At 45.3% G+C, this 21,449-nt stretch carries 20 protein-coding genes and 1 tRNA gene; 8 read left to right on the plus strand and 13 right to left on the minus strand.

Annotated elements, in window-relative coordinates:
• Window positions 1–17: 17 nt before the first annotated feature.
• The 3 genes from IPJ71_10980 to IPJ71_10990 form a co-directional block, all read right to left on the minus strand.
• The gene (locus tag IPJ71_10980) at window positions 18–1,214 is read right to left on the minus strand and encodes an ATP-binding protein (protein ID MBK7844202.1); all 1,197 of its coding nucleotides are present in this window, start codon (window positions 1,212–1,214) and stop codon (window positions 18–20) included.
• 166 nt (window positions 1,215–1,380) lie between these two features.
• Window positions 1,381–1,611 carry an SRPBCC domain-containing protein gene (locus IPJ71_10985; protein ID MBK7844203.1) on the minus strand — a complete coding sequence of 77 codons (231 nt, stop codon included), beginning with the start codon at window positions 1,609–1,611 and terminating at the stop codon, window positions 1,381–1,383.
• A 9-nt stretch (window positions 1,612–1,620) separates the two neighbouring features.
• A complete protein-coding gene (locus tag IPJ71_10990) occupies window positions 1,621–1,986 on the minus strand; it encodes a winged helix-turn-helix transcriptional regulator (protein MBK7844204.1) in 366 nt (121 codons plus the stop codon).
• Window positions 1,987–2,210: 224 nt separating this feature from the next.
• Here IPJ71_10990 and IPJ71_10995 point away from each other — a divergent pair, with 224 nt between their 5' ends.
• Complete coding sequence (locus tag IPJ71_10995; protein MBK7844205.1) at window positions 2,211–2,633, plus strand: transposase family protein; 423 nt, start codon at window positions 2,211–2,213, stop codon at window positions 2,631–2,633.
• A 166-nt stretch (window positions 2,634–2,799) separates the two neighbouring features.
• Window positions 2,800–3,393 (plus strand): transposase, encoded by a 594-nt coding sequence (locus IPJ71_11000; GenBank protein MBK7844206.1) that lies wholly within the window; start codon window positions 2,800–2,802, stop codon window positions 3,391–3,393.
• 122 nt (window positions 3,394–3,515) lie between these two features.
• Here IPJ71_11000 and IPJ71_11005 read toward each other — a convergent pair.
• Together IPJ71_11005 and serS are read right to left on the minus strand one after the other, a co-directional pair.
• Window positions 3,516–3,605: transfer RNA gene (locus IPJ71_11005), tRNA-Ser, on the minus strand.
• Window positions 3,606–3,826: 221 nt separating this feature from the next.
• Window positions 3,827–5,149, minus strand: a complete 1,323-nt coding sequence (gene serS, locus IPJ71_11010) for a serine--tRNA ligase (GenBank protein MBK7844207.1) — start codon at window positions 5,147–5,149, stop codon at window positions 3,827–3,829.
• Between the two features lie 251 nt (window positions 5,150–5,400).
• On the opposite strand from serS, the gene IPJ71_11015 reads away from it, so the two are divergent.
• From IPJ71_11015 to IPJ71_11025, 3 genes are all read left to right on the plus strand, one after another.
• Window positions 5,401–6,180: a hypothetical protein gene (locus IPJ71_11015; protein ID MBK7844208.1), complete on the plus strand. Its 780-nt coding sequence runs from the start codon at window positions 5,401–5,403 to the stop codon at window positions 6,178–6,180.
• Window positions 6,181–6,229: 49 nt separating this feature from the next.
• A complete protein-coding gene (locus tag IPJ71_11020) occupies window positions 6,230–7,183 on the plus strand; it encodes a hypothetical protein (GenBank protein ID MBK7844209.1) in 954 nt (317 codons plus the stop codon).
• Between the two features lie 175 nt (window positions 7,184–7,358).
• Window positions 7,359–8,579, plus strand: coding sequence for an exo-alpha-sialidase (locus IPJ71_11025; GenBank protein ID MBK7844210.1), 1,221 nt, complete (start codon window positions 7,359–7,361; stop codon window positions 8,577–8,579).
• A gap of 64 nt (window positions 8,580–8,643) precedes the next feature.
• On the opposite strand, the gene IPJ71_11030 is transcribed toward IPJ71_11025, so the two are convergent.
• The 7 genes from IPJ71_11030 to rho all read right to left on the minus strand — a co-directional run bounded on the left by IPJ71_11030 (window position 8,644) and on the right by rho (window position 16,991).
• Complete coding sequence (locus IPJ71_11030; GenBank protein MBK7844211.1) at window positions 8,644–8,940, minus strand: hypothetical protein; 297 nt, start codon at window positions 8,938–8,940, stop codon at window positions 8,644–8,646.
• Between the two features lie 33 nt (window positions 8,941–8,973).
• Window positions 8,974–10,554, minus strand: a complete 1,581-nt coding sequence (locus IPJ71_11035) for a tetratricopeptide repeat protein (protein MBK7844212.1) — start codon at window positions 10,552–10,554, stop codon at window positions 8,974–8,976.
• A gap of 234 nt (window positions 10,555–10,788) precedes the next feature.
• Window positions 10,789–11,907, minus strand: coding sequence for a hypothetical protein (locus IPJ71_11040; protein MBK7844213.1), 1,119 nt, complete (start codon window positions 11,905–11,907; stop codon window positions 10,789–10,791).
• 36 nt (window positions 11,908–11,943) lie between these two features.
• Window positions 11,944–13,197, minus strand: coding sequence for a UDP-N-acetylglucosamine 1-carboxyvinyltransferase (gene murA, locus IPJ71_11045; GenBank protein ID MBK7844214.1), 1,254 nt, complete (start codon window positions 13,195–13,197; stop codon window positions 11,944–11,946).
• 25 nt (window positions 13,198–13,222) lie between these two features.
• Window positions 13,223–14,104: a peptide chain release factor N(5)-glutamine methyltransferase gene (gene prmC / locus IPJ71_11050; protein MBK7844215.1), complete on the minus strand. Its 882-nt coding sequence runs from the start codon at window positions 14,102–14,104 to the stop codon at window positions 13,223–13,225.
• Window positions 14,105–14,119: 15 nt separating this feature from the next.
• Window positions 14,120–15,193: a peptide chain release factor 1 gene (gene prfA / locus IPJ71_11055; GenBank protein MBK7844216.1), complete on the minus strand. Its 1,074-nt coding sequence runs from the start codon at window positions 15,191–15,193 to the stop codon at window positions 14,120–14,122.
• Window positions 15,194–15,422: 229 nt separating this feature from the next.
• A complete protein-coding gene (gene rho / locus IPJ71_11060) occupies window positions 15,423–16,991 on the minus strand; it encodes a transcription termination factor Rho (GenBank protein ID MBK7844217.1) in 1,569 nt (522 codons plus the stop codon).
• A gap of 398 nt (window positions 16,992–17,389) precedes the next feature.
• Between rho and IPJ71_11065 the strand changes: the two genes are divergently transcribed.
• The 3 genes from IPJ71_11065 (at window position 17,390) to IPJ71_11075 (ending at window position 19,934) form a co-directional block, all read left to right on the plus strand.
• A complete protein-coding gene (locus tag IPJ71_11065; protein ID MBK7844218.1) occupies window positions 17,390–18,937 on the plus strand; it encodes a hypothetical protein in 1,548 nt (515 codons plus the stop codon).
• Window positions 18,934–19,362, plus strand: a complete 429-nt coding sequence (locus tag IPJ71_11070) for a hypothetical protein (protein MBK7844219.1) — start codon at window positions 18,934–18,936, stop codon at window positions 19,360–19,362. Before IPJ71_11065 ends, IPJ71_11070 begins: the two co-directional genes overlap by 4 nt.
• Window positions 19,363–19,562: 200 nt before the next feature.
• Window positions 19,563–19,934, plus strand: a complete 372-nt coding sequence (locus IPJ71_11075; GenBank protein ID MBK7844220.1) for a PilZ domain-containing protein — start codon at window positions 19,563–19,565, stop codon at window positions 19,932–19,934.
• 11 nt (window positions 19,935–19,945) lie between these two features.
• Here the strand turns inward: IPJ71_11075 and IPJ71_11080 are convergent, their stop codons facing one another.
• Window positions 19,946–21,379, minus strand: a complete 1,434-nt coding sequence (locus IPJ71_11080) for a LysM peptidoglycan-binding domain-containing protein (GenBank protein ID MBK7844221.1) — start codon at window positions 21,377–21,379, stop codon at window positions 19,946–19,948.
• Window positions 21,380–21,449 lie beyond the last annotated feature (70 nt).

The following is a 21,449-nucleotide window of genomic DNA, read 5'->3' on the forward strand; positions in this document are numbered from 1 at the left end:
TCGGCCGATATGTTCCCTCACCTAGCCACCACCCGCTCAAGAAATGCCTGAAGCGGCAAGACCCATGTTCCAAACTCGGTCTTTTGCTCGAGGTCGCCTGCATAGACAACGATCTTCTGGATCTTCTTAAACTTCTTTCTGAGTTTGGGATTCTCTTCCACCAGAGATTCCAGCCGCAGGAGATCTTCTTCAAATTCGACGCGGAATTTTCTTTGGTACTTCGCCTCAATAAGAATGAGCTCGTTTTCGGATTCCAGAATAAAGTCCACTTCCAGTCCCCGATCGTCACGGTAGGTCTTGAGCGACCAATCCGGACGTCGATAGTTTTTGAGCGCATGGAGCTGTTGGAAAAGAAGGTGCTCGAAGAGAGGACCTTTCTCGGTATTCGTAAACTTGGAATCCTGCTTGCCAAGCACCGCGTTTCTCACACCTATGTCAAAGAAGAAATATCTGTCCTTTTGTCGAGTCTTACGAGCCGAGTCCACCTCTCCAAAGCTCGGGACTCGAGTGATCAATAGGGTCTCCTCGAGAATCTCAAAGAACCCTCGCACGGTGTCCTTGGGGATTCCCGTATCCGATGAAACTTTCGCATAATTGATGAATTGACCTGAAAACTCCGCAGCGAGATCCAGGAATCGAGCATACGATGCGATATCCTTCACATGCGCTTCCGCCTGAATTTCCTCTCGAAGGTAAATGTCGGCGTAAGATCTAAGAATCTCTGCTCCGATCTCGCTCAGATAAACCTCTGGCAAGAGGCCAACCTGAATGGCACGGTTAACATCGAATGTTTGGCTCGAAGCGATCAGCTCCGCACTGGTCAGCGGATAAAGCTTTTCCATCAAAATCCGACCCGGCAATAAATTGGCCCGACCGCGCGCCAGCTTCCGGGCTGATGAACCGCTGAGCAGAAACCGCAACGACTTGTTTGCATCGATCAGCGCTTGAATTGTATTCAGCATGCCGGGTATGCGTTGGATCTCATCGACGAAAATAAGCCTCTTCTTCTCAGACAAAGCCTCTGCCTGGCGAGTGATTAGCTCGGGGTCTTTGAGATGCTGGCGATAGAGACCTTCGTCCGACAGATCGATCGTTAGGTCCGGTTGGAGGGATCTAAAGAGGGTCGATTTCCCGACCTGGCGTGGACCGAGCAGCAACACGCTTTTGTGCTTCAAATTCGATGTGATCTTGTCTTCTAGAAAACGGCGTACCATATACGCATTTTTCCAGGAATTCCGCGATCGCATAAGTCTATTTTCTAATTAAAATAAGCCCATAAATATTTTTGCCCCAGACTCATTATAATGGAAGATGACCCTGCTACATCACATCAGGGGCTTCGTATTGCCTCATGGGAAAAAGACACTAAGGAGCTATGAGTCAATTCGCGGCGTTGACCCATCGCCAGTGGTATTTTCCACCTTCGCGAAGATCCATTTCACAGACCGGCATTTCCCAACCCGGATAAGCCGTCAACCAGCGTCTCATCAGATCCGGCTCGGTATAGGCCCGATACACCATCTCAGGTTTTGCATTGAAACTTCGTCGTATTTCCAACGTTGTTGCCGAGGTCTTTTTAACGTCAGCCGTTTTGTAAAATTGATTCGACATTTGATCTCCCTATTTTGATTTATGTTTTGATTTCGCTTTTTTCTTATCCGAAGTTGCTTTCATTTCTTCCAGCAATATATCTAGGCGTTTGTAGCTGGCCTCCCAAATCTCTCTGTATTTTTCGATCCAACCGTTGGCCTGCACCAGTGCCTCTATCCGCAATTCTCGAATACGTCTCTGACCATCGGTTCGGGAAAAAATCAGTTCCGCGTCCTCTAAAACTCGTAGGTGTTTGGAAATTGCAGGTTGAGATAACCGAAAAGGTTTTGCTAACTCCGAAACGCTTGCATCTCCGTTTGCAAGCTTCGCAAGGATTGCCCTTCGAGTGGAATCTGAAAGTGCAGCGAACACACGGTCCAGCTTGTCGTTATTCATAAAATATAACCTTTGAGCTATATAACCATATAGTTATATATTATGCGCACCCGATCAAAATGTCTAATGAATTTTTCTGCAGCATCTAAATATATGATATGCAAATACTAGGCTTCTAAGTGGTGGAGGTGGGATGCGGTAAGTCAAAAAAGAAGAGGCCTAAGACTTTTTCAAGCTAAGATTTGGGTGCCTGACAACTCAAACCTTTGAAAGGAAAAGAACTTATGCCTCAGCACGAAAAAATATCACAATTTCTATTATTACCAGAATTAAAACTTTTAAAATTTGGGAGAGATCGATCTGGCCGAAAGCACAAACAGGTTGAAAAAGTATCCAGCTTTGAAATCTGTCCAAAGTGTGCGACACCTTCTAAGACTGTTTATGATCGAAGGTGGGCCAAAGCACACGATGCTCCCATCCACGGCAATCAAGTCTGGCTCCATGTTTTAAAACGCAGATTCTATTGTAAGACCTGCCGAAAGCCTTTCACCGAACCAGTTCAAGGAATCAGAAAAGGAAAAGAACCACCGAGAGGTTTAAACGAGGTGTTCTTTGGGCCTGTGAGAACTTTACGGATCTCAGTAAGGTCAGAAGGGCCTATGCATGTTCAACGTGGACGGTCTATCAGACTCTTTATGAGAGGTTAGAGACGAACCTCAAGAGGCATATCAATTATCCGTGGCCAAAAACCATTGGAATAGATGAACACTTTTTCTCTCGAGCCAATGGGTTTAGAGAGTTTGCAACCGTACTCGTTGATTACAACAATAAGCGTGTTCGTGAACTCGCTCATGGAAAAGTAAAGGGCAACTCATTGAACAACTTAAACATATCCCTGGTAGAGAAAATGTAAAAAACGTCGTTCTAGATTTGTCAGATAGCTATAAAAGCTTTGTTCGAGAGTTTTTTCCTAACTCCCAGATGATTGCTGATAAGTTCCATGTGCTCAGGCTTTTAAATCCAGCTCTTAATCGCTACCGAAAACAAGTCACTGGCGACAAAAGAACCAGTCCCCTTCGAAAACTCCTACTTAGAAATGGTAAAAAGCTTGAGTCCTATGAACGAAGAGCCCTTTATGAATGGCTCAATCTTCATCCCCAGCTAAAAGAAATTTATCATTACAAAGAAGCCCTCCATGGATTTTACCGAATCAAAGGAAACAGAACAGCTGCCAAAGTGTTAATTCGAATCACAGATCAAATGGCTTTAAGCCAAATCCCCGAAATAAAAACCCTCAGGCGCACCCTCATGAAATGGAGAAATGAAATCTTGAATTACTTCGTCAACCGCATTACCAATGCCAGAACAGAAGGCTTTAACAACGTCGCAAAGCTAATCCAGAAGAGGGCTTACGGCGTTAAAAGTTTTAAATTGTACAGACTCAGATACCTAAGTGCTTGTGCTTAAATGACTTTTTTGAATTACCCACCATGAACCGAGTAGAACCGTAGAACCGTAGAACCTTAACTCTTGAATATCAGCTACAAAAACCATTCGCCAGATTGGCGTCTTGGAAGGAAAACAGTAATTGGCGGAGAGGGTGAGATTCGAACTCACGAGACCCGCAAAGGTCTGCCGGTTTTCAAGACCGGTGCTTTCAACCGCTCAGCCACCTCTCCTTAACCTGAAACTGTACGAAGTCGGTCAGACTACTTAACATGCAGCAGTTGAGTTATCAACTTTGGCGCGACAACAGAAGCAGAAATCCCGTCGGGCAAGTTACGAAGCGAAGGCCAAGCTGGCAAATGTTTTCTGTTCACAGGATGGAATGTTCTCGATTTAAAGTCGCATCGCGTCTATAGTCACAAGAATTGGTATCGCACTCGAAACGGTTTCAAAGCTAGCGCTTAGCCACCGAACCTATAGTTTCTCTCCCTCCCATATAAGGCTGAAGAGCCTTTGGAATAAGGATAGAACCATCTTCCTGCTGGTAGTTCTCGATGATGGCTATCAAGGTCCGACCAACTGCCAAACCAGAACCATTGAGGGTATGAACAAATCTAGGCTTAGCTTTGACTCCTGCAGGGCGAAAACGGATATCAGCCCGTCTGGACTGAAAGTCTTCGAAGTTGGAGCAGGAACTAATTTCTCGAAATTTCCCCTGCCCCGGCAACCACACCTCGAGGTCGTAGCACTTTGCCGCACCAAAACCAAGGTCACCGGAACAGAGAGAGACAAGCTTGTACGGAAGTTCCAGTTTCTGGAGTATGCGTTCTGCATGCGAAGTGAGAGCCTCATGCATTTCATAAGATCTGTCAGGATGAGAGAAAGTGACCAGTTCAACCTTGTTAAATTGATGCTGTCGAATAAGTCCTTTGGTGTCCTTACCGTAGGAGCCGGCCTCTGACCGAAAACAAGGACTGTAGGCACAGAAGCGAAGAGGCAATTGGGATTCTTCCAAAACCTCACCCGCAAAATAGTTAGTTACGGGAACTTCCGCTGTAGGCACAAGATAGTAGTCCGTGTTCTCCAAATGAAAAACATCCTCCCGAAACTTTGGAAACTGCCCAGTTCCAAATAGGCTTTGGCTATTGACAATAAAGGGGGGAATCATCTCTTCGTAGCCGTGCTCAAGGGTGTGAATGTTCATCATGAACTGAATGAGTGCTCTCTCAAGGGCAGAAGCTGCCGAGCGCAGAAAGGTAAATCTCGCACCTGTCACTTTTCCACCCCGCTCAAAATCAATAATGCCCAAGGCTTCGCCGAGTTCAATGTGGTCTTTGGCTTTAAACGAAAATTTGGGAATTTCACCAACGCGGCGAACTTCAAGATTATTTTCCTCTCCCTGACCGATTGGTACGGAGTGATGACACATATTTGGCAGCCGCGAGAGCTTCTCATTTAGCTCCGCCTCTTTAGACGCCGACAAATCAGTCATTTCTTTGATCTGTGAACTCAGTTTCTGCATTTCAGACAAAAGCTCATCGGCATTCTCTCCCGCTCTCTTTCTCTTTGCGATTTCAAGACCGACGCGATTCTGTTCGGCTCGGGCCTGTTCGGCTTGAGTCACAAGTGCCTTTCGTTCGCTATTCAAACTGAGTAGCTGATCCACGAGAGAACTGTCCTCGCGCCGGTTCTTTAAGGACTCACGATAGGCCTCGGCATAAGACTTTCCAAACCCTTCCATTTGTTCATTTTTCTCGAGAGCCTTGATATCGATCATAGATACATTCCTCTTTCTTCTCGACTGCAAATTCCCGGCGTCTTTTTCTCCATCATGACTCCATAAGACGTTTCGGAGTCAAGGGGATTCAAAATGCATGATGAGAAGTTCAGGCAAAATAAATCTCCCTGTCTTGGCGACCCAACCCAACAACCCAACAACCCAACCAGCTTGGCATGTTAATTTCATGCGATCAGTCTTCAGTCTTCCAGGCTTCATGTAGAGGATCTGATTACCACAAAGGTGAATTTGTGCATGTAAATATTTCTTTGATTATTTTCGTTTTTTTGGTCTCTGGTGGCTATATCCATGGTCAGCCGAACTGGGACAGCTCTCCACCCAGAGAAAGAGGGCGTTGTCGAGTGGCACTCGCCTCAAGCCAACCACTAAGGGAACCCCGCTTTCAAAATCACGAACATCAGGCGCGGTGGTCACTCATAAGGGCTCGACAGCTGTCCGATCAAGGAGAAGCGAAGAGCGCCATCGCAGTGCTGGAGAGACTCTTGGATGTCCAACCATGGAATGCCCAGGCTCATACGAAAATCGCCCTGCTTTATATACAAGCAAGGCAACCTGAATTGGCGGAAAGCCACGCACATAAGGCCATAGAGATTGAGGGACCTACCGACCGCAATCTTTTGAATTTGATACAGATCCAACAGGTGAACGATCCTCAGAGCGCACTTGAAACTGCAATAGATGCTTCTACCAGTCACCCTGGTAACATATTCTTTTTGAACAAGAAGGGTCAGCTTCTGCGGCGGCTCGAAAGGTACATAGATGCTTATCAGGTGATTGAACTGGCTTTAGCTATCGATTCTCAGAATACTGTAAGCCTGACTGAAATGGCCCATATATTAGCTTACCTAGGTTCATACGATGAATCTCTAGAAATTTTAGATCGCCTGGAGGAATTGAATGTCAAATTTTCTAAAATTCAAAACATTCGTACATTAATTCGAGATAAATTGGCGACGAAAGCTCGGAGCGAACAAGAAAGAAGAAAAATCCAAACAAGATTCAAACGATAGGGATCAACAATTAGGACATTTTCTCATTTTAATTTGTACAGGAGAACATATGGTATTTGGAATCTATCGAGATAGAATTGGATTACTTACACACGCATTGACTCTTGCTCTTGGATTGGGAGGCTCATTTTTTCAATCGACACGGGCAGCGACTGCAGACTTGAATTCCAGCAAGGGCATCCAGGTCACATCCCAAGCCAAGGAGGTTCTATCGAGACTGATTTTGAGGCTTGAGGGATGCGGTGGCCTTCTCTCAAGAACAGATGAACTCCAGCGATTGAAATTGCCAACAAATTTAGTCAATGAAGATCGACTTCTGCAGTTTCTCAAGACGTATCCGGAATTGGACAATTTAGAAATCGCTGAAAATGACCACCAGATAGATACAACAAGATTGGATGCTCAGTCACTGATCAACTTCCTTTCTGATTTGGTGTTTTTGAGTGAAAACCCCATGACTCCAATGGAAAATCAGAGTTCGCAGCTGGGCAATTACCTCCCTAAAAATGAGAGTCAACAAAAGCTCTTAGATGCGGCTCGCCAGTTGATTGCGGTTGACGGAGGAAGCGGTGCGGGATTGGTCATTTTTGGTGGGGTTGGGTTGGGGAAATCCCATATGTCTATTGCACTTGCAAAGCAATTTCTAATGTTGGGGAAAAGGCCTCGTTTTCTTTCTTCTTCTAACCACCACGACATCAAGGCTCAGGAATTGAAAAAATATGACGTGTTTATATTTGACGATTTTAATTCTGGTTACGGCATCGGTGCTGATGCTTTTCTAAGAGTTGTAATTCATGTTTTTGATCATGGGGGTAAGATATTTTTGACAACAAATTCGGCGTTCGAAGAAATCCTAGATAATATGATTGGTCCCAAATCCATAAGAAAGGCCGACGGGGCACGCTACAGGGATCGGATGAAAAGCATGTTTTTGATATTAGAATTGAAAGGAGACAGTCATCGAAACCCCTCCCCTTGGTATAGTGAGCCTGGCAAATTCTAGAGAACAGGAAGAGAGCTTCGAATCGTAGTTTTCGGATTTTTATCCTGATTCGATACGTTTTGATGATAATAATTTATAACCAGACTGGAATTTGAATCAATTTGGTCAATTCAAGAGCCATATCAGGCTGAGGCGTTGAATTTCAGTCCAGGCTCATAATTGCCGATAGGTAGTTATGGTTGCACGTATGCTGTTTGCGCTCCAGGTCCTTTCTCTTGGTTTGGCCCTTCTTGGGTGCGACAACCAGATTTCCGGAAATATTGAGGGCAGCGGGAGCGATGAAGTAATTCCAAGCTGCCAACTCAACAGCAGCTGGCAAACGACGGACGAGTGGCAACTTTCGGCTGGCAAAGCTTCCTATCCTCTGCGGCTTTTTGAAGACAGTAATGGCCATCTCTATGCGTCTGGTCTCGCCAAAGATGACTCTAATGCTTGGAATATGATTGTAGAAAAATCAGAGGATCAGGGGCTGTCGTGGTCCAAAGTGGCCATCGAAACTGGAACCGGCTTTCCACTTGGGCTATATGACAATCTTATTTATCGACAAAGAAACGATGGGAATATTGCTTATGTTGAGACCAGTCCGCTCTCATTTGGAGTTGCATGGACTCAGGTGACTAGTCTTCAGGTTGTGGGCTACACCTGGTTCAATTCTATGTTGAAAGACGGCAATAATCTTTACTTTGGCGGCTGCCATGCAGAAACAGGATATAAAGGTCATGTGCATCAGAGCACCGACGGTGGCTCTACGTTCAACACCACAGACAACTTTCAAAATGCAGCTGGCAAGCAACACTTCTATAACAATCTTGTGAAGCTTTCCGATGGCCGTTTGATTATGTGCGGATATGGGCAAAATGCAAGCGATGTCTTCCAGACAGTACTGAGAATTTCAGACGATAACGGATCCACTTGGACCAGCCAAATACCATATGAGCATGTCACGGGCAAGGATACAGTTTGCTATGGATTGTCGGCAAATTCCAAAGACGAGCTAATACTAGCACTGGCAGCAATGGATAGTGCGGGAAAGAACCATTCTGTCTTGAGAAGGTCAACTGACAAGGGCAACACTTGGGTAACGGTAGATGATTATCAACTGGCGTCCTCGGGCGATACCTATCCCAAGATCCCATATTTCTATAGCGACAATATTGTCTTTTCTATGTCGAATGCCCATGCGGACGATGGATTTTCTCGAGCCAGTATTCGGATCAGCAAGGATAGCGGAATGACCTGGAGCGATTTCACAGTTCCGTACCAACACACGGCCGGGCGAAGCTCCTACAGTCAACCAGTAATTAAAACAAAAGATGGTCATTTGGTACATGCCGCGAATGGCTTTGATGCTGGCGGAAAGGAAATCTGGATTCTCCGCCGCATGACCTGTGAATAGAGCAGACAGGACTATCAACTTACTAAAAGTGTATTTTTGGGAGGAACCCTCTGTTTGATTTCATCTACTGCCCGGGAGCTACCAAAATGTAAAGCCTGAGGAGCATCCCAAGAAGGACGCAAATAAGATCAAAAACCAAAACGCTCGATAGCCGCCAAGATCTGGATAACTTGAGAAATGCGGCCGTAATTGATACCACGACAAAGAGAAAGGCAAAAATGCCATATTTTATGGCTTCGTCGCCTATCAACGCAAATGCCAGCCCCAGAATTGTGCCAGATATGAGGCGAACCAACCCCAATCCAAAACTACTTGATGTCTTCTTGAATTTATCCTGAAATGCCTCTACCAGCTGAGCCATAGACCCCTCCTATTTAGCAATAATTTGTCTTCTCTAACGATTCGCTCCTCGCGCCGCATCTTCGATCCGCTTTTCGATCAGCACGCGATCCTGTGCGCCCGGGCTGAGCTGGAAGTATTGGTTAAAAGTCTCAGCCGCAAGAACCAAATTTCCTTTTCCAAGATAAACTTCACCCAGTTCTCGATAGATATCAGGCAATGCAGAATCAAATTTTGAGGCCGCCTTTAACATGCTTTCGGCCATATCAAAACTGCCCATCAGTCGATAACACCGGGCCAGTTTCACATAGGCTTCTGCCCCCTGAGGACGCAGTTTGATGGCAGTCGTGTACTCGCGTGCGCAAAGACTATGTTGATTCATTCGGTAGTGAGCGTCAGCAGCCAGAATGTAGGCGTCCGCAAGATTTGGATTAATCTTTTTCTCCTCTTCAGCTTGAGCCAAGGCCTCTTTTGGATCACTCAATTGAATTGCTGCTCTTCCCAAATGATAATGAGCGCTCGGATGACTCGCGTTGATTCGCAAAACCCTTTGAAATTGTGTTTTTGCCTCCGTCGGCTTGCCAATCTCCAAGTAAAGCAGCCCGGCCTCAAAGAGAGGTTCCGTGTCAGCCGGATCTAGAACGGCTGATTTCAGGAGAGACTCTAAAGCCGCCTGATTCTGACCATGCAGTCGCTGAGCTTTTCCTAAGAGCAAGAAAGCCTTTTTTGGTTTTTCCTCAATTTCAGTTACCTGTCGAAATATCTCTATCGCTTCAGGAAATCTCTCGTCGCCCAGAAGCATCTCACCTAAAGCCATTCGGTATTCCGTTACAAGTGGGTAGCTGTTGACGAGCTTAAGAAGATAATCTAATCCCATCTCAATGCCCTTGATTCCAGCAAGCGCTCGAGCATATTCAATTTGCCCCTGCCGACTATTGATATCTAATTCTATGGACTTGGATGCATATTTATAGGCTTGATTTGGATCGTTATCAGCAAAATAGGCTTGGGCCAATAAAATGTTGGTTTCCACATCGGTCTCGTAAAGAGAGAGAGCTTTATTTGCATAGCCAATTGCTCCCTTGGCATTTCCGCGTCTCAGTTCCACTAAGGCATAACCTCGAAAAACCTCATGACTCCTGGGTGCTACTCGTTGCGCCTGCGCCAAAACTCTGGCCGCAGATAGAAAATCATAACGTTGAGTGAAGTAATCCGCTAAAAGCACGTAGGCATCGATAAGTTTCTGATCTGCCTTTATGGCCTTATTAAGCCAATCAATCGCTTCACGACTGAAGCTCAATTGCCACAAACTTTGTCCAGCTTTAAAGGCAGCTAAAGCGTTTGTCTTATCCAGCTCAAATGCCGTTTTATAATGCGCCTGAGCAGCATTGTAATCACCTTCACGCACAAACTGATCACCTTGAAAAACCATTTGTTGGCTACTCACTGAAGTGCTTGCCAACTTCTCTTTACCACCCAAAACAACGATCACATTTTTAGCCATGGCATTGTTGGAATTATAAGAATATGATTTTTGCGCGTATTCCAAGGCCAACGAATTATCTTTGCGAGCCAAAGCCACTTCAGCCAGACCAAAAATAGGCCCGAGAGAACGTAGCACTCGGGACCAAATCACTTGTCGCCAAGGCCTCCTTTAGCAACTCAAATCCCTTTTCTGAATGATTCAAGTCCTTAATTTCAATCAAACCCAATTCGATCTTTGCTATCTTATGATGGGGATTTTGGCTCAGCACTTTGCGATAAATCTTTGCTGCTTCGCTGGAGTTCCCTGTTTTAGTCTGAAACTCGGCCTCCAAAATATAAGGAGCAAGCCACCTGGGAGATAGCTGCTGTGCTGAATTTAAATACCCTATTGCCGTTGGAAGCTCCCGCCCCCTGATAATAAGTAGGCCTTTAAATAGTAAAACGGAGTAGGTGGTTGGGCAGAGGCACTGTAAGTCTCGAGAATTGCCTCCGTCAAACTCTTTGCCTCTGGATATCTACTCCTAACCAAAAGATCCACAACCTGGCAAGTCGCGGTGTTTTGGCCCGCAGGATCAATACCACTCACTCGTTGATTGGCAATGCTGATGGCCTTTAAGTCACTTGAGTCTTGATAAGCATATGGCCACAGCTCAAAGTAAGTCATGCAAAGTAGAGCTATCATACTCGCATTTTGAAGATCTCCCTCTATGACTTGAATAAGCTCATTTTGCGCATTCAGAAGACTAAAGTAATTTCCGGCTGTATACATCTCCTGAGCGCGACGTGTCCTTTCAGCGAGTTGAACCTTGGACAAAGGCTTAGTACCCTGATGCAAGTGCAGCAAATGAACACGTTCCCCCTTTTCTTTCTTTTCTAATTGAGAAATTACCCCCAGTATAATCACAATGATCCCAATAAACATTGGCAGTCTGAGTTGTCTGAACTTCTCTTTCTTTATCAATTTTCCGAGATCAGCAAGTTCGATGACACTGCCACCGTCCTCTTGTCGCTTATGACTGCGTCGATCTCTTTTTTTATTTTCTGATTTCTCTTGAGTCCTGAAATTGTCATTTTCTAACTTGGGATTCTTGTCATCTTCTGATGGATCATCTGTCTCGATCTCCCTCTTTACACTCCCTCGAACAGGATCTTGCGATTTCTTTTCCGTCGCACTCTCTGCGGACGTGGTCGATTGATTCTCTGATCTGCTCGTTGGAGAAGAATGAGATTTTCTTCCGCTCTTGCCCCCCAGGGGAGTCATGGAATCATAATTTTCATCATAAGAGGAGAAAGAATCCTCACCCTCCAAGACCTCCATTAAGCGATCATAGAATTGAGGTTCTTGAGAGATTGCAAACCAACTCCCACCGGGAAATATCGCAATTGACTCATCCCCGCAAATTTCCCCCCGGCCGATTTTATAAAGCACCTTTTCAGTGCCAAATGGCCCATGAATTCGCCCTTCGGTATCTTTAATAATCCATTTTTTTGGACGATCTGACATTCAATGATTCTTCCGTGAATTCTTGAAAACCCATTTCTACTTTTCTCGTTTTATAATGGCACCCAAGCTCGACAACTTCTCTTCGAGTCTTTCATACCCACGATCCAAGTGGTAGATGCGACTGATTTTTGTCACTCCACTGGCGACCAGACCAACGAGCACCAGACTCGCGCTCGCGCGCAAATCAGTCGCCATCACCGGCGCTCCCTCGAGGCGCCCGGGAGTTCCCCGCACGACCGCCACTCGAGACTTTGGTGTTATATCAGCACCAAGTCGCACCAACTCCTGAACATGCATAAATCTATTCTCAAACACCGTTTCAGATATGAGGCTGGTTCCCTCCGCCTGAGTCATCAAAGCCATGAACTGGGCCTGCAAATCTGTTGCAAAAGCCGGAAAAGGTGCCGTTGTGATATCGACTCCATGAAATCCATTATTTCGATGGACAGTTATTTCATTTTTTCCTCGAGATATCTTCAATCCACTCTCTTCCATCTTCAACAAGAGAGCTTCAAGATGATCAACCACACAGTCCGTAACAGTTACCTCTCCGCCCGTTATCGCCCCTGCAATCAGCAAAGTCCCTGCTTCAATTCGATCAGGGATAATTCGATGAGTGGCCGGCTTCAATGAAGTCACTCCTTCTATTTTTATGATACTTGTGCCCGCACCCGTAACCCGAGCTCCCATCGCATTCAGATAAGTGGCGAGATCGATAATCTCTGGTTCCTTCGCGGCATTTTCAATAAGCGTGGTCCCTTCAGCTAGAACGGCGGCCATCATGAGATTTTCAGTACCCCCCACTGTTGGAGAATCAAACAAGATCCGCGCTCCCTTCAACCTGGAACATTCCCCAATGACATAACCCTTCTCTATCTTCAAATCAGCGCCCAATTCCCTCAAACCATCCAAATGAAGATTAATGGGTCGAGAGCCAATTGCACAACCGCCCGGCAGACTTACTACAGCATGCCCGTAGCGAGCAAGAAGTGGTCCTAAGCACAAAATACTTGCACGCATCTTACGAACAATATCGTAGTGAGCTTCAAAACTATCTGCCCGATGAGTTTGAATTTTGACGGAAGTTCCCTCGCGACTAAAACGCGCTCCTAGAGAATTCAAAAGCATTGCCGTCGATTCGATATCCACAAGCCTAGGCACATTTTCAAAAAAATGCTCACCCTCTGCCAAGAGCGAAGAAAAGAGGATGGGCAATGCCGAATTTTTAGATCCGCTTGTCGTTACGGTACCAGCGAGAGGACCGCTCTTTGCTACGACCATTTTATCCATTCGTAAAACCTTCTCCCTTAGACATCTACTTCCTTATCGCGACTACCATTCTATCCCATCCCGCCAGGTCATGATAGGATTCAACGCATTCAAATTCGTCTTTCTGCATAATAATTTTGACAACTTGCTCCGACTGTTTTGCCCCATGTTCAAGGACCAAAGCCCCACCTTTAGCTAGTCTCCTCGCTATAATTGGAACCCATTCCGAAAATTGCTCCAATCCAGTTTCGCCTCCATACAGGGCCAAATGAGGTTCAAATTTCTTCACTTGCGGACTCATTTCTGGGTCCTCAAGCCCAATGTAGGGAGGATTTGCCATGACCAAATCGACGTTGTTCCAGTCCACCAAGGCAGAACCCATTTTTTTCTCGAATTCCTGCACTCTGGACTCAATAAAAGTTGTTTGATCCAAAAGGCCCAAAGTTTGAGCATTTTTAACAGCATAAGTTAAGGCTTGAGCAGAGCTATCGATCGCTAATAAATTCCCGCCACATGCTCTGAGCAATGACAGTCCGATACAGCCTGTTCCGCAGCCAAGGTCGATGAACTTGAAGCCAGCTTCTCTTTTGGGTTCAAGCGACATCAGCCACTTTTCACCAAATTCAACAAGCATTTCAGTCTCGGGACGTGGAATTAAAACACCTGGACCAACAAAGAAGCGGGATCGATAGAAGTCTCGGTAACCAACAATATAGGCAAATGGCTCTCCAGCGACTCTTCTCTCTATCCAAGCAAAAAACTGACTTTCCTGATCCTCTGTAATGCCCAAAGACCCTTTGATGATGAGATCTTCTCTGCGCCACTTTAACTTTTCAGCCAGAAACCACTCTGCTTCCAACCGCGCGTTTTCTATGAAAGCATCTTTTAATTTCTGAGAACCAAGCCTGATTATTCCATCAATTGTCATTTGCAGCTGTCGTTCCTATTTTATACCCTGATGTTTCAGCAGTTCAGCCTGAAAATGAGCCTTGAGCGGATCTATGATTGGCTCCATGTCTCCCGCCAATACCTCATTCAATTGATGGATAGTTAATCCGACTCGATGGTCTGTTATTCGCGACTGTGGAAAATTGTAAGTTCTAATTCTTTCGCTTCGATCTCCAGTTCCCATTTGAGCCAATCTGGCTGTGGACGCTTCTTTTCTTGCCTTTTCCTCCTCCAAGGCCAACAGACGAGAATACAAAACCTTGAGCGCCTGTTCCTTGTTTGAAAGTTGCGACTTGCCGTCCTGACAACTCACCACCAAGCCGCTCGGAATATGGGTCACTCGAACAGCTGACTCCGTCGTATTAACAGATTGGCCCCCGTGTCCACTCGAACGAAACACGTCTATGCGCAAGTCATTGGGGTCGATCTTTACGCTCACTTCGTCTGCCTCTGGCAAAATGGCTACTGTAACGGTCGACGTGTGAATTCTTCCTTGAGACTCGGTCTTTGGAACTCTCTGAACTCGATGAACGCCGCTCTCGAACTTTAAATTTGAGTAAACGCGATCGCCAGTGATGGAAGCGATAATCTCTCTGTACCCACCCAAGTTACCGGGCGATGCGCTAATTAAATTAACCTTCCAGCCTCTCTTGCTCGAGTAATGAGAATAGGCAGCAAATAATTCAGCGGCAAATAGACTCGCTTCGTCGCCACCTGCTCCTGCACGAATCTCTAATATAACGTCTTTCTCGTCAGCAGGATCCTTCGGCAATAACAGAACCTGTAGATCCCTCTGCAATTGATCTTGGACTTGGACCAAGTGCGCCAGTTCCTCTTTTGCGAGATCTCTGAGATCTTCGTCCCTGTCGTGTTCTAATATTTCTTTGTTGCCAGCAATTTCAGCTAGGGTTCTTTTGTATTCCCGAAAAGCACGAACCACATCCTGAAGGCTGGATAATTCCTTCATTAAGCTCCTGTACTTGTCCTGATCATTTGCAATTCCGGGTTCCTGTAATTCTTGTTGAATTCGCTCGAAACGACTTTCTACCTCTTCGAGCTTTGAAAACATTTTTCGCTCCGCTTCCTAATCCATTCTTTTCTGGATGTTTATCTTTACTTATATTTTTTAGGCATGTTATCAAGATAGTTCTCTGTAAAAATTATCATCTCGACTATCATGTTGCCTGAATGGGACATCCACAGAGTTGTCCACATATTTTACATTGCGCATTATTTCTTGGTGGCTATCTTACGCAATCCCAATCAATAATTCTTTTTCTTTTGTTTTCAAATACTTATCAGCCACTCATCCCTGACAAAAAGTCCTTATTTCCCTTGCAATCCTTCAACTTATCCAACAAAAACTCCATGCTATCCACAACATTCATAGGGGCCAATACCTTGCGTAATATCCACAATCTGTTCAGCTCACCCTTTTCAATGAGAAGATCCTCTTTACGAGTTCCCGACTTATTAATGTCCATACACGGAAAGATTCTCTTTTCCATGAGTTTTCTGTCTAAGTGAATTTCAGAATTGCCGGTCCCTTTAAACTCTTCAAAAATGACTTCGTCCATTCGTGATCCCGTATCGATCAGGGCGGTAGCTATAATCGTTAGACTTCCCCCTTCTTCAATATTACGAGCGGCGCCGAAAAATCGCTTCGGCTTGTGCAACGCATTAGAGTCCACTCCTCCAGATAAGATTTTTCCAGAAGGCGGCACCACCGTATTGTAGGCACGAGCAAGGCGCGTAATTGAATCTAATAAAATGACCACATCATGTTTGTGTTCAACAAGACGCTTCGCCTTTTCGATAACCATCTCAGCGACTTGTACGTGTCTTGTTGGTGGTTCATCAAAGGTTGAACTTACAACCTCCCCCTTTACCGTACGTGACATATCAGTCACTTCTTCAGGTCGCTCATCGATCAGTAACACGATAAGCTTCACCTCAGGGTGATTGCTGGAAATCGCGTTCGCAATGTTTTGAAGCAAAACTGTTTTTCCCGTCCGCGGGGGAGCAACAATCAAAGCCCTTTGACCCTTTCCCAAGGGCGCCATCAAATCGACCACCCGGGTGGTATATTCGTTGGGCTGGTGTTCTAATAACAGGCGCTCTTGTGGATAGAGCGGCGTTAAATTATCAAATAAGATCTTATTCTTCGCCTTTTCTGGTGGCTCAAAATTCAGAGCATCAACCTTCAAAAGGGCAAAATATCTCTCTCCGTCTTTGGGCGGACGTACCGTACCAGTTATTGTATCGCCCGTGCGCAATCCAAAACGGCGGATCTGAGAAGGACTGACGTAGATATCATCAGGTCCTGGAAGATAATTATAATCGGGAGAGCGCAAAAAACCATAGCCATCAGGCAATATCTCCAAAACTCCATCACCGTAAATATCTCCAAGCTGAGCCGCTCTCTTCAAGATCCAAAAAACCATATCTTGCCGACGCATTCCTGCCGCGTTTTCAATCTTGAGCTTTATTGCCAAGGCGGTAAGATCACGTATATCTTTTGACTTAAGATTTTTTGAGCTGAGATCACCCCGCTCATCTTCGCTCAAATTGATATCTGATAAATCGACGTTCTCGTCTATCACTTCAATTTCGTCTTCCTCACGCATCGGCATTTGACGTTTGCCGTTGTTTGGAGCTCCCCCATATTGATGGCGCTTCTGCTGCTGGTGAGAGGGTCGGCCCTTTTTATGAAGATTGTTGGGTCGAAAATCCCTCTTCTTGTGGTGTCTATCGCGATCTCTATCCCCGCGATTTTCTTCTAACCGATTATCCTCCGCACGACTTTCTGCTTTTGGCTCCGACTCGACCACTCCAATTGGAGCTGTAGGCTCTTTTTCCTCTGACATTACTTACTCACACTTCCCACCTACCTCTAGGCGGTCCCTTTCATAATAAAAAAGCGAGATGACATCTCTTCCTAGGTCGCTTGATAAACTTCGTATTCTTAGAGTGATTTCACTTCATTTTTGTTTGAATTATTATCCGAGAAATAAAATAGCCTGAGTGGCTAGCGAAAAGACCCTACAATCAAAACGCACTTGTTCATTAATTATATTATCAAATTTTGTTATCACTATCAGGCCAACGAAAACCCTTACTCACGGCTGGCATTAATTATGGCTGCGCCAGAGCCTCTGTCATAGGACTCAAAGGAGGTCAATCGAAACCCTGTTGGGTCGGGTATTACTGGTCTTCCATTGGATGAACAAAGCTTTCATAATAGATACGGTCAATGGGAGGGAAAATGGGTGGGAGGGGCAATTTTAAATTTTACTTGTGGACGAGTGTGTTGGTGTCTGCAATTTTCTTGCTTTCTGTCACCACTTTAGGGGATGTGTCTCCACTTTGCGATGACCTAGCTCGCTTTGCCTGTGCTCCAGGCTCTTACAAAGATGGAACCGGAGAAATTAAAAGTGAGGTGGAAGTCTCCAAATTAATGTCCTCGTATAGAGAGAAGTCCTTAGCTTTTCTTCACGGCCGTTTTGAGAAACTTATTAGTGATCCCAATAATTCATATTTCAAGACCGTCGCTGTGGCAGGTCTTGGGTTAAAAAATTCTCCTCAATGCTCTTCGGCTTTGAAAGAAGATATTGTGGCTTGTAAAATAAACCTCATTGAAGGATTAACGACGATTGCTCAGAAATATTCATTGCGTCCGTTATTGCCAAACACTGGTTTGGAGCGAGCTGGAAACCTAAGAGAAATAGACTACATCATAGGAAATAATTCTTTTCAAAGAATTGTTGAGGAACTGAACGACCAAGCTCAAAAGGACCTCGGCAATCCTGAAACGACTAAAAAAATCAAAGAAAAAGTATTTCCGAAAATAAAGGACCTCATAATTGCTCGTCTGAACCAGATGTCCATTCCCGATGAACAAAAGAGTTTGATGACAAGCAAGGTGAGTTCTATTTCTTTTGAAGGAACCACCTGTGAAGGGTTTGGGGGAGTTGGATCGAGCAAAGGCGAGATTGTTTCTTCTCTTCTTGTTCCAAATGCTTACTACAATCCTATCCAAAATTCATTTAAGGTCTGCTCTGGCTACCTACTGCAGTCCACCAGTGAATTCGAGATTGCTGCTACTATTGCTCACGAATTGAGCCACAGCATTGATCCGTGTGTTATCGCTCTAGGTCCTGCTGACTTTGGATTTAAATACTCCACTTCACAAGACTTAAAGAAAATGGAGAACGAATATCCCATCAAGAATGTTATCGAGTGCCTCCGCGATAAAAGGTCAATCGGTGCTCTCAATTTCAGTTCTGCCAAAGATGAAGGTGCCTCAAATAAGGGTGGGGCGATGGGGCAACCAGCCAGTAGCAAGGCAAATTCACTGGGAGACAGCCAAAATATGATTGGTCCATTTGCCGGCGAAGGACCTCCAACACCACAAAAGCCCAAGGAGGTTTCCTTTTGTGAAAATGACCAAATTGGAGAAAGCTTTTGCGATTGGATGGCAGCTGAGGTCTTACCGACTTATATGGAAGAAAACCACAAGCTTACTCCCGCACAATACCTCATTGGTTATTCGAATGCGAAGCGGTTGATTTGTAGGATCGAGCCAGAAGAAGACGAAAAAAATCTCAAATATCTTGACGTACATCCTCCAGGTGGAGACAGAATAAATAAGATCCTCTTAGTTAACCCAAAGGTGCGAGCCCAAATGGGGTGTCCGCCAAAACATCTTACAACTGTTTATTGCGACTCGGAAAAACGATTAGATGGCCCGAACGAACCTAAGAGTCCTTCCGCTCAGCCATCACAAACTGTCCCTGCAACAGGTGCGAAATGAGCGATTTAAAGTTGATGTTCCTATATTTGCTGATTCCTGTGCACATCGCTTTTGCTAATCCTTCAACGGTCGAAAGGACAAATCGCAAACCCAACCAAATTGAAAGGTCAACTATCCGTATTAGAGTTGTGTATGGCGAGAGAACGACGTTTTTCGTTGTCTATAAAGTAAAAAATGGAGGGAAAGTGGAGTTTTCAAATAACCTAGGAGCCCGGGAAACCAAAGAAATTTCTGCGGGTGATCACGATTATTTGAAGTTAAAAGTTTCAAGCCTCTCTGGTACAAACAACGAAAAGAGATTCTGTTTGAGAAATTTTATTGAGGTAAAAACTGATGCCCGTGAACTCGTTGGATGTATAGGTGCTACCAATAAGCTTGCCAAAGGCATTCAACATGTTACAAACCTAATCAGCACTATTTTTTAGGGTCGCCACTAGGTGGGATTTTAGGGTATCAGAACCCGTATGACTCAATTCAAGTCGGTGTATCACTTTGCTACCTGTCAATTCGGACCGCATTTTCATTATTTTTTTGTCAATAGTTTGGTCAGTTCTTAGAAAACCTTCTGGTTTCCCTTAATTTTTTTGGACCCTTACCGATACTTATACCGAGGGGGGTTCTGGACATGGATACTTACAATTCTGATTTGCCCGCTCCTCGGCTTCCGTTAGTCATGGATGTGGAGTTCCGACGAAGTTATGCCCGGCAATCGGATAAGGGTAAGCTGCGAAATATCAGTTTGACTGGGGCATTTCTAGAAACTGGAGTTCTGGGACTTGGAGCCGAAGATAAGGTAAATCTCACTTTTGTTGTCAGTGGCAGAAGGCGCAATATCACAGCGACCGTTGTGTGGAAAAATACTTTGGGATTCGGGGTACGATTTCACCCTACAAACAACCGTGACATACAGATCGTTGACGATCTTATGTACTTTGTCGAGAGCAAACGTGAAACTCGCAGAGACGTCTTAGACAACATCTTTAGGCGCGTTGCCTAGACGGGCTTCGCTCACTCAATTTGCGTTTGGGTAGATGTATTAAAGTCGAGAGACTGACGTCTCTTCTTTTTTCGGACCATTACAAACAGAGCTACAGAAGCAAACAATAAGAGAGCACCAACACCGAGAGCCATCGTTTGATCTGGATCCCCATTCATTAGGTCATTGAGTCCACCCCCTCCTCCAGCATTTGCCTGCGGTCCTTCCTCACCTGGCGCTGGTGGAGGCGGAGGTGGCGGAGGAGGCGGAGGAGGCTCAATCCCTCCCACGCCCGCTGCGCCACCCGGCGGAGGTGTCCCAGGCTCAAAATCCCCCGGTGGATTCTGCGGATTGTTTGCGGCCATATCAGGGGGATTTCCCAAATCAGATGGTGGGGGTGGAGGAACTCCTCCTTCAGTGCCACCTAAAGCAGACCCTCCATTTGGCGGCTGAGCGCCTGTTTCTCCACTTTCTGCCTGCTGTGGAATAGGTGCCTCTACTGCTACATCAGCACCCCAATAGCGAAGTTGAGTCCCTGCGGCCAGGTCACCCTTTGACTCAACATCTGGATTTGTTGACCAAATCTCTTTCCAGCTATCAGCGTGACCCAGTAATTTCTTGGAAACAGTTTTCAGATTATCCCCTTCCTGGGCTGTGTACATACTAGGGGAAACACCATTGTCTTCATAGTAAACAAGAAGCTGCGATTCATCGGCAGAGCGACGTGGTGAATTGTAATAAACTTTATCCCCAGTCTTTACTTTTCGCTTGAGATTTGGATTAACCTTTAAAAGATCTGATTTCCTATTTGATCCATAAATTTTCTTACTGATTCCTGCAAGCGTGTCCCCCGGTCTCGCCAAGTAGACCGCATTTACAAGAATTCCATTCTTCTTATAAGGGGTGCTTGCAATCTTTTTTAAGGAAACAACTGGCCTAAGGGCAGGTGACTCTCCCGCACTTTCAACATAAGAACTCGAAGAAATGCTTGGCGTACTCCCTTCGTCAATTGCTGCTCCAGTGGTCGCTCCAGTGTCCCCAGTTTCAGAAATCATTCCTGGCTCAGGAGTTGGGTTGATTTCTTCGCTCGATCCGGGTTCTGGACTCGTGCTCATCGCAGTATCTGAAGATCCGCCAGTTTCTTTGGCTATTCCATCTTCAGAAAACCCATCATCGGCCATCCCCTCATCATCAGCTAATTTCTCACCCACGTCCGTTGAATCCGAAAATTCAGATTTCCCCTTGGCTGCCTCGGCTCCTACTGAGCCACTCTCAGCAGAGAGACCCTCATCTTCTGCAGTTTCCCCTTCTATTAAACCTTCGGAATCTCCCCCGCCCTCACCCACCACAGCATCCGATTCAGCTGAGGATTCGGCCGCTTTATCCTTTTCAACACTTCCGGAAGTGCAAGACCATATGCCAAAAGAAAAAATAATCGGTAAAAAGACGTATACGAGTTTATTCATTGCTGCCTAACCTCAATTTGACGACAAATAGCTAAAATACTGTAAACATTAGATCATATTTAGACTGGGA

The organism is Bdellovibrionales bacterium, from assembly GCA_016714165.1.
GTDB lineage: Bacteria > Bdellovibrionota > Bdellovibrionia > Bdellovibrionales > UBA1609 > JADJVA01.

Bases quoted from the DNA above. Each gene is read 5' to 3' on its own strand.
- IPJ71_10995 (MBK7844205.1), top strand. From the start codon at position 2,211: ATGCCTCAGCACGAAAAAATATCACAATTTCTATTATTACCAGAATTA.
- IPJ71_10980 (MBK7844202.1), bottom strand. From the start codon at position 1,214: ATGGTACGCCGTTTTCTAGAAGACAAGATCACATCGAATTTGAAGCAC.
- IPJ71_11080 (MBK7844221.1), bottom strand. From the start codon at position 21,379: ATGAATAAACTCGTATACGTCTTTTTACCGATTATTTTTTCTTTTGGC.
- prfA (MBK7844216.1), bottom strand. From the start codon at position 15,193: ATGTTTTCAAAGCTCGAAGAGGTAGAAAGTCGTTTCGAGCGAATTCAA.
- IPJ71_11075 (MBK7844220.1), top strand. From the start codon at position 19,563: ATGGATACTTACAATTCTGATTTGCCCGCTCCTCGGCTTCCGTTAGTC.
- serS (MBK7844207.1), bottom strand. From the start codon at position 5,149: ATGATCGATATCAAGGCTCTCGAGAAAAATGAACAAATGGAAGGGTTT.
- IPJ71_11020 (MBK7844209.1), top strand. From the start codon at position 6,230: ATGGTATTTGGAATCTATCGAGATAGAATTGGATTACTTACACACGCA.
- IPJ71_11070 (MBK7844219.1), top strand. From the start codon at position 18,934: ATGAGCGATTTAAAGTTGATGTTCCTATATTTGCTGATTCCTGTGCAC.
- rho (MBK7844217.1), bottom strand. From the start codon at position 16,991: ATGTCAGAGGAAAAAGAGCCTACAGCTCCAATTGGAGTGGTCGAGTCG.
- murA (MBK7844214.1), bottom strand. From the start codon at position 13,197: ATGGATAAAATGGTCGTAGCAAAGAGCGGTCCTCTCGCTGGTACCGTA.
- IPJ71_10985 (MBK7844203.1), bottom strand. From the start codon at position 1,611: ATGTCGAATCAATTTTACAAAACGGCTGACGTTAAAAAGACCTCGGCA.
- IPJ71_10990 (MBK7844204.1), bottom strand. From the start codon at position 1,986: ATGAATAACGACAAGCTGGACCGTGTGTTCGCTGCACTTTCAGATTCC.
- IPJ71_11040 (MBK7844213.1), bottom strand. From the start codon at position 11,907: ATGTCAGATCGTCCAAAAAAATGGATTATTAAAGATACCGAAGGGCGA.
- prmC (MBK7844215.1), bottom strand. From the start codon at position 14,104: ATGACAATTGATGGAATAATCAGGCTTGGTTCTCAGAAATTAAAAGAT.
- IPJ71_11030 (MBK7844211.1), bottom strand. From the start codon at position 8,940: ATGGCTCAGCTGGTAGAGGCATTTCAGGATAAATTCAAGAAGACATCA.
- IPJ71_11025 (MBK7844210.1), top strand. From the start codon at position 7,359: ATGGTTGCACGTATGCTGTTTGCGCTCCAGGTCCTTTCTCTTGGTTTG.
- IPJ71_11065 (MBK7844218.1), top strand. From the start codon at position 17,390: ATGGGTGGGAGGGGCAATTTTAAATTTTACTTGTGGACGAGTGTGTTG.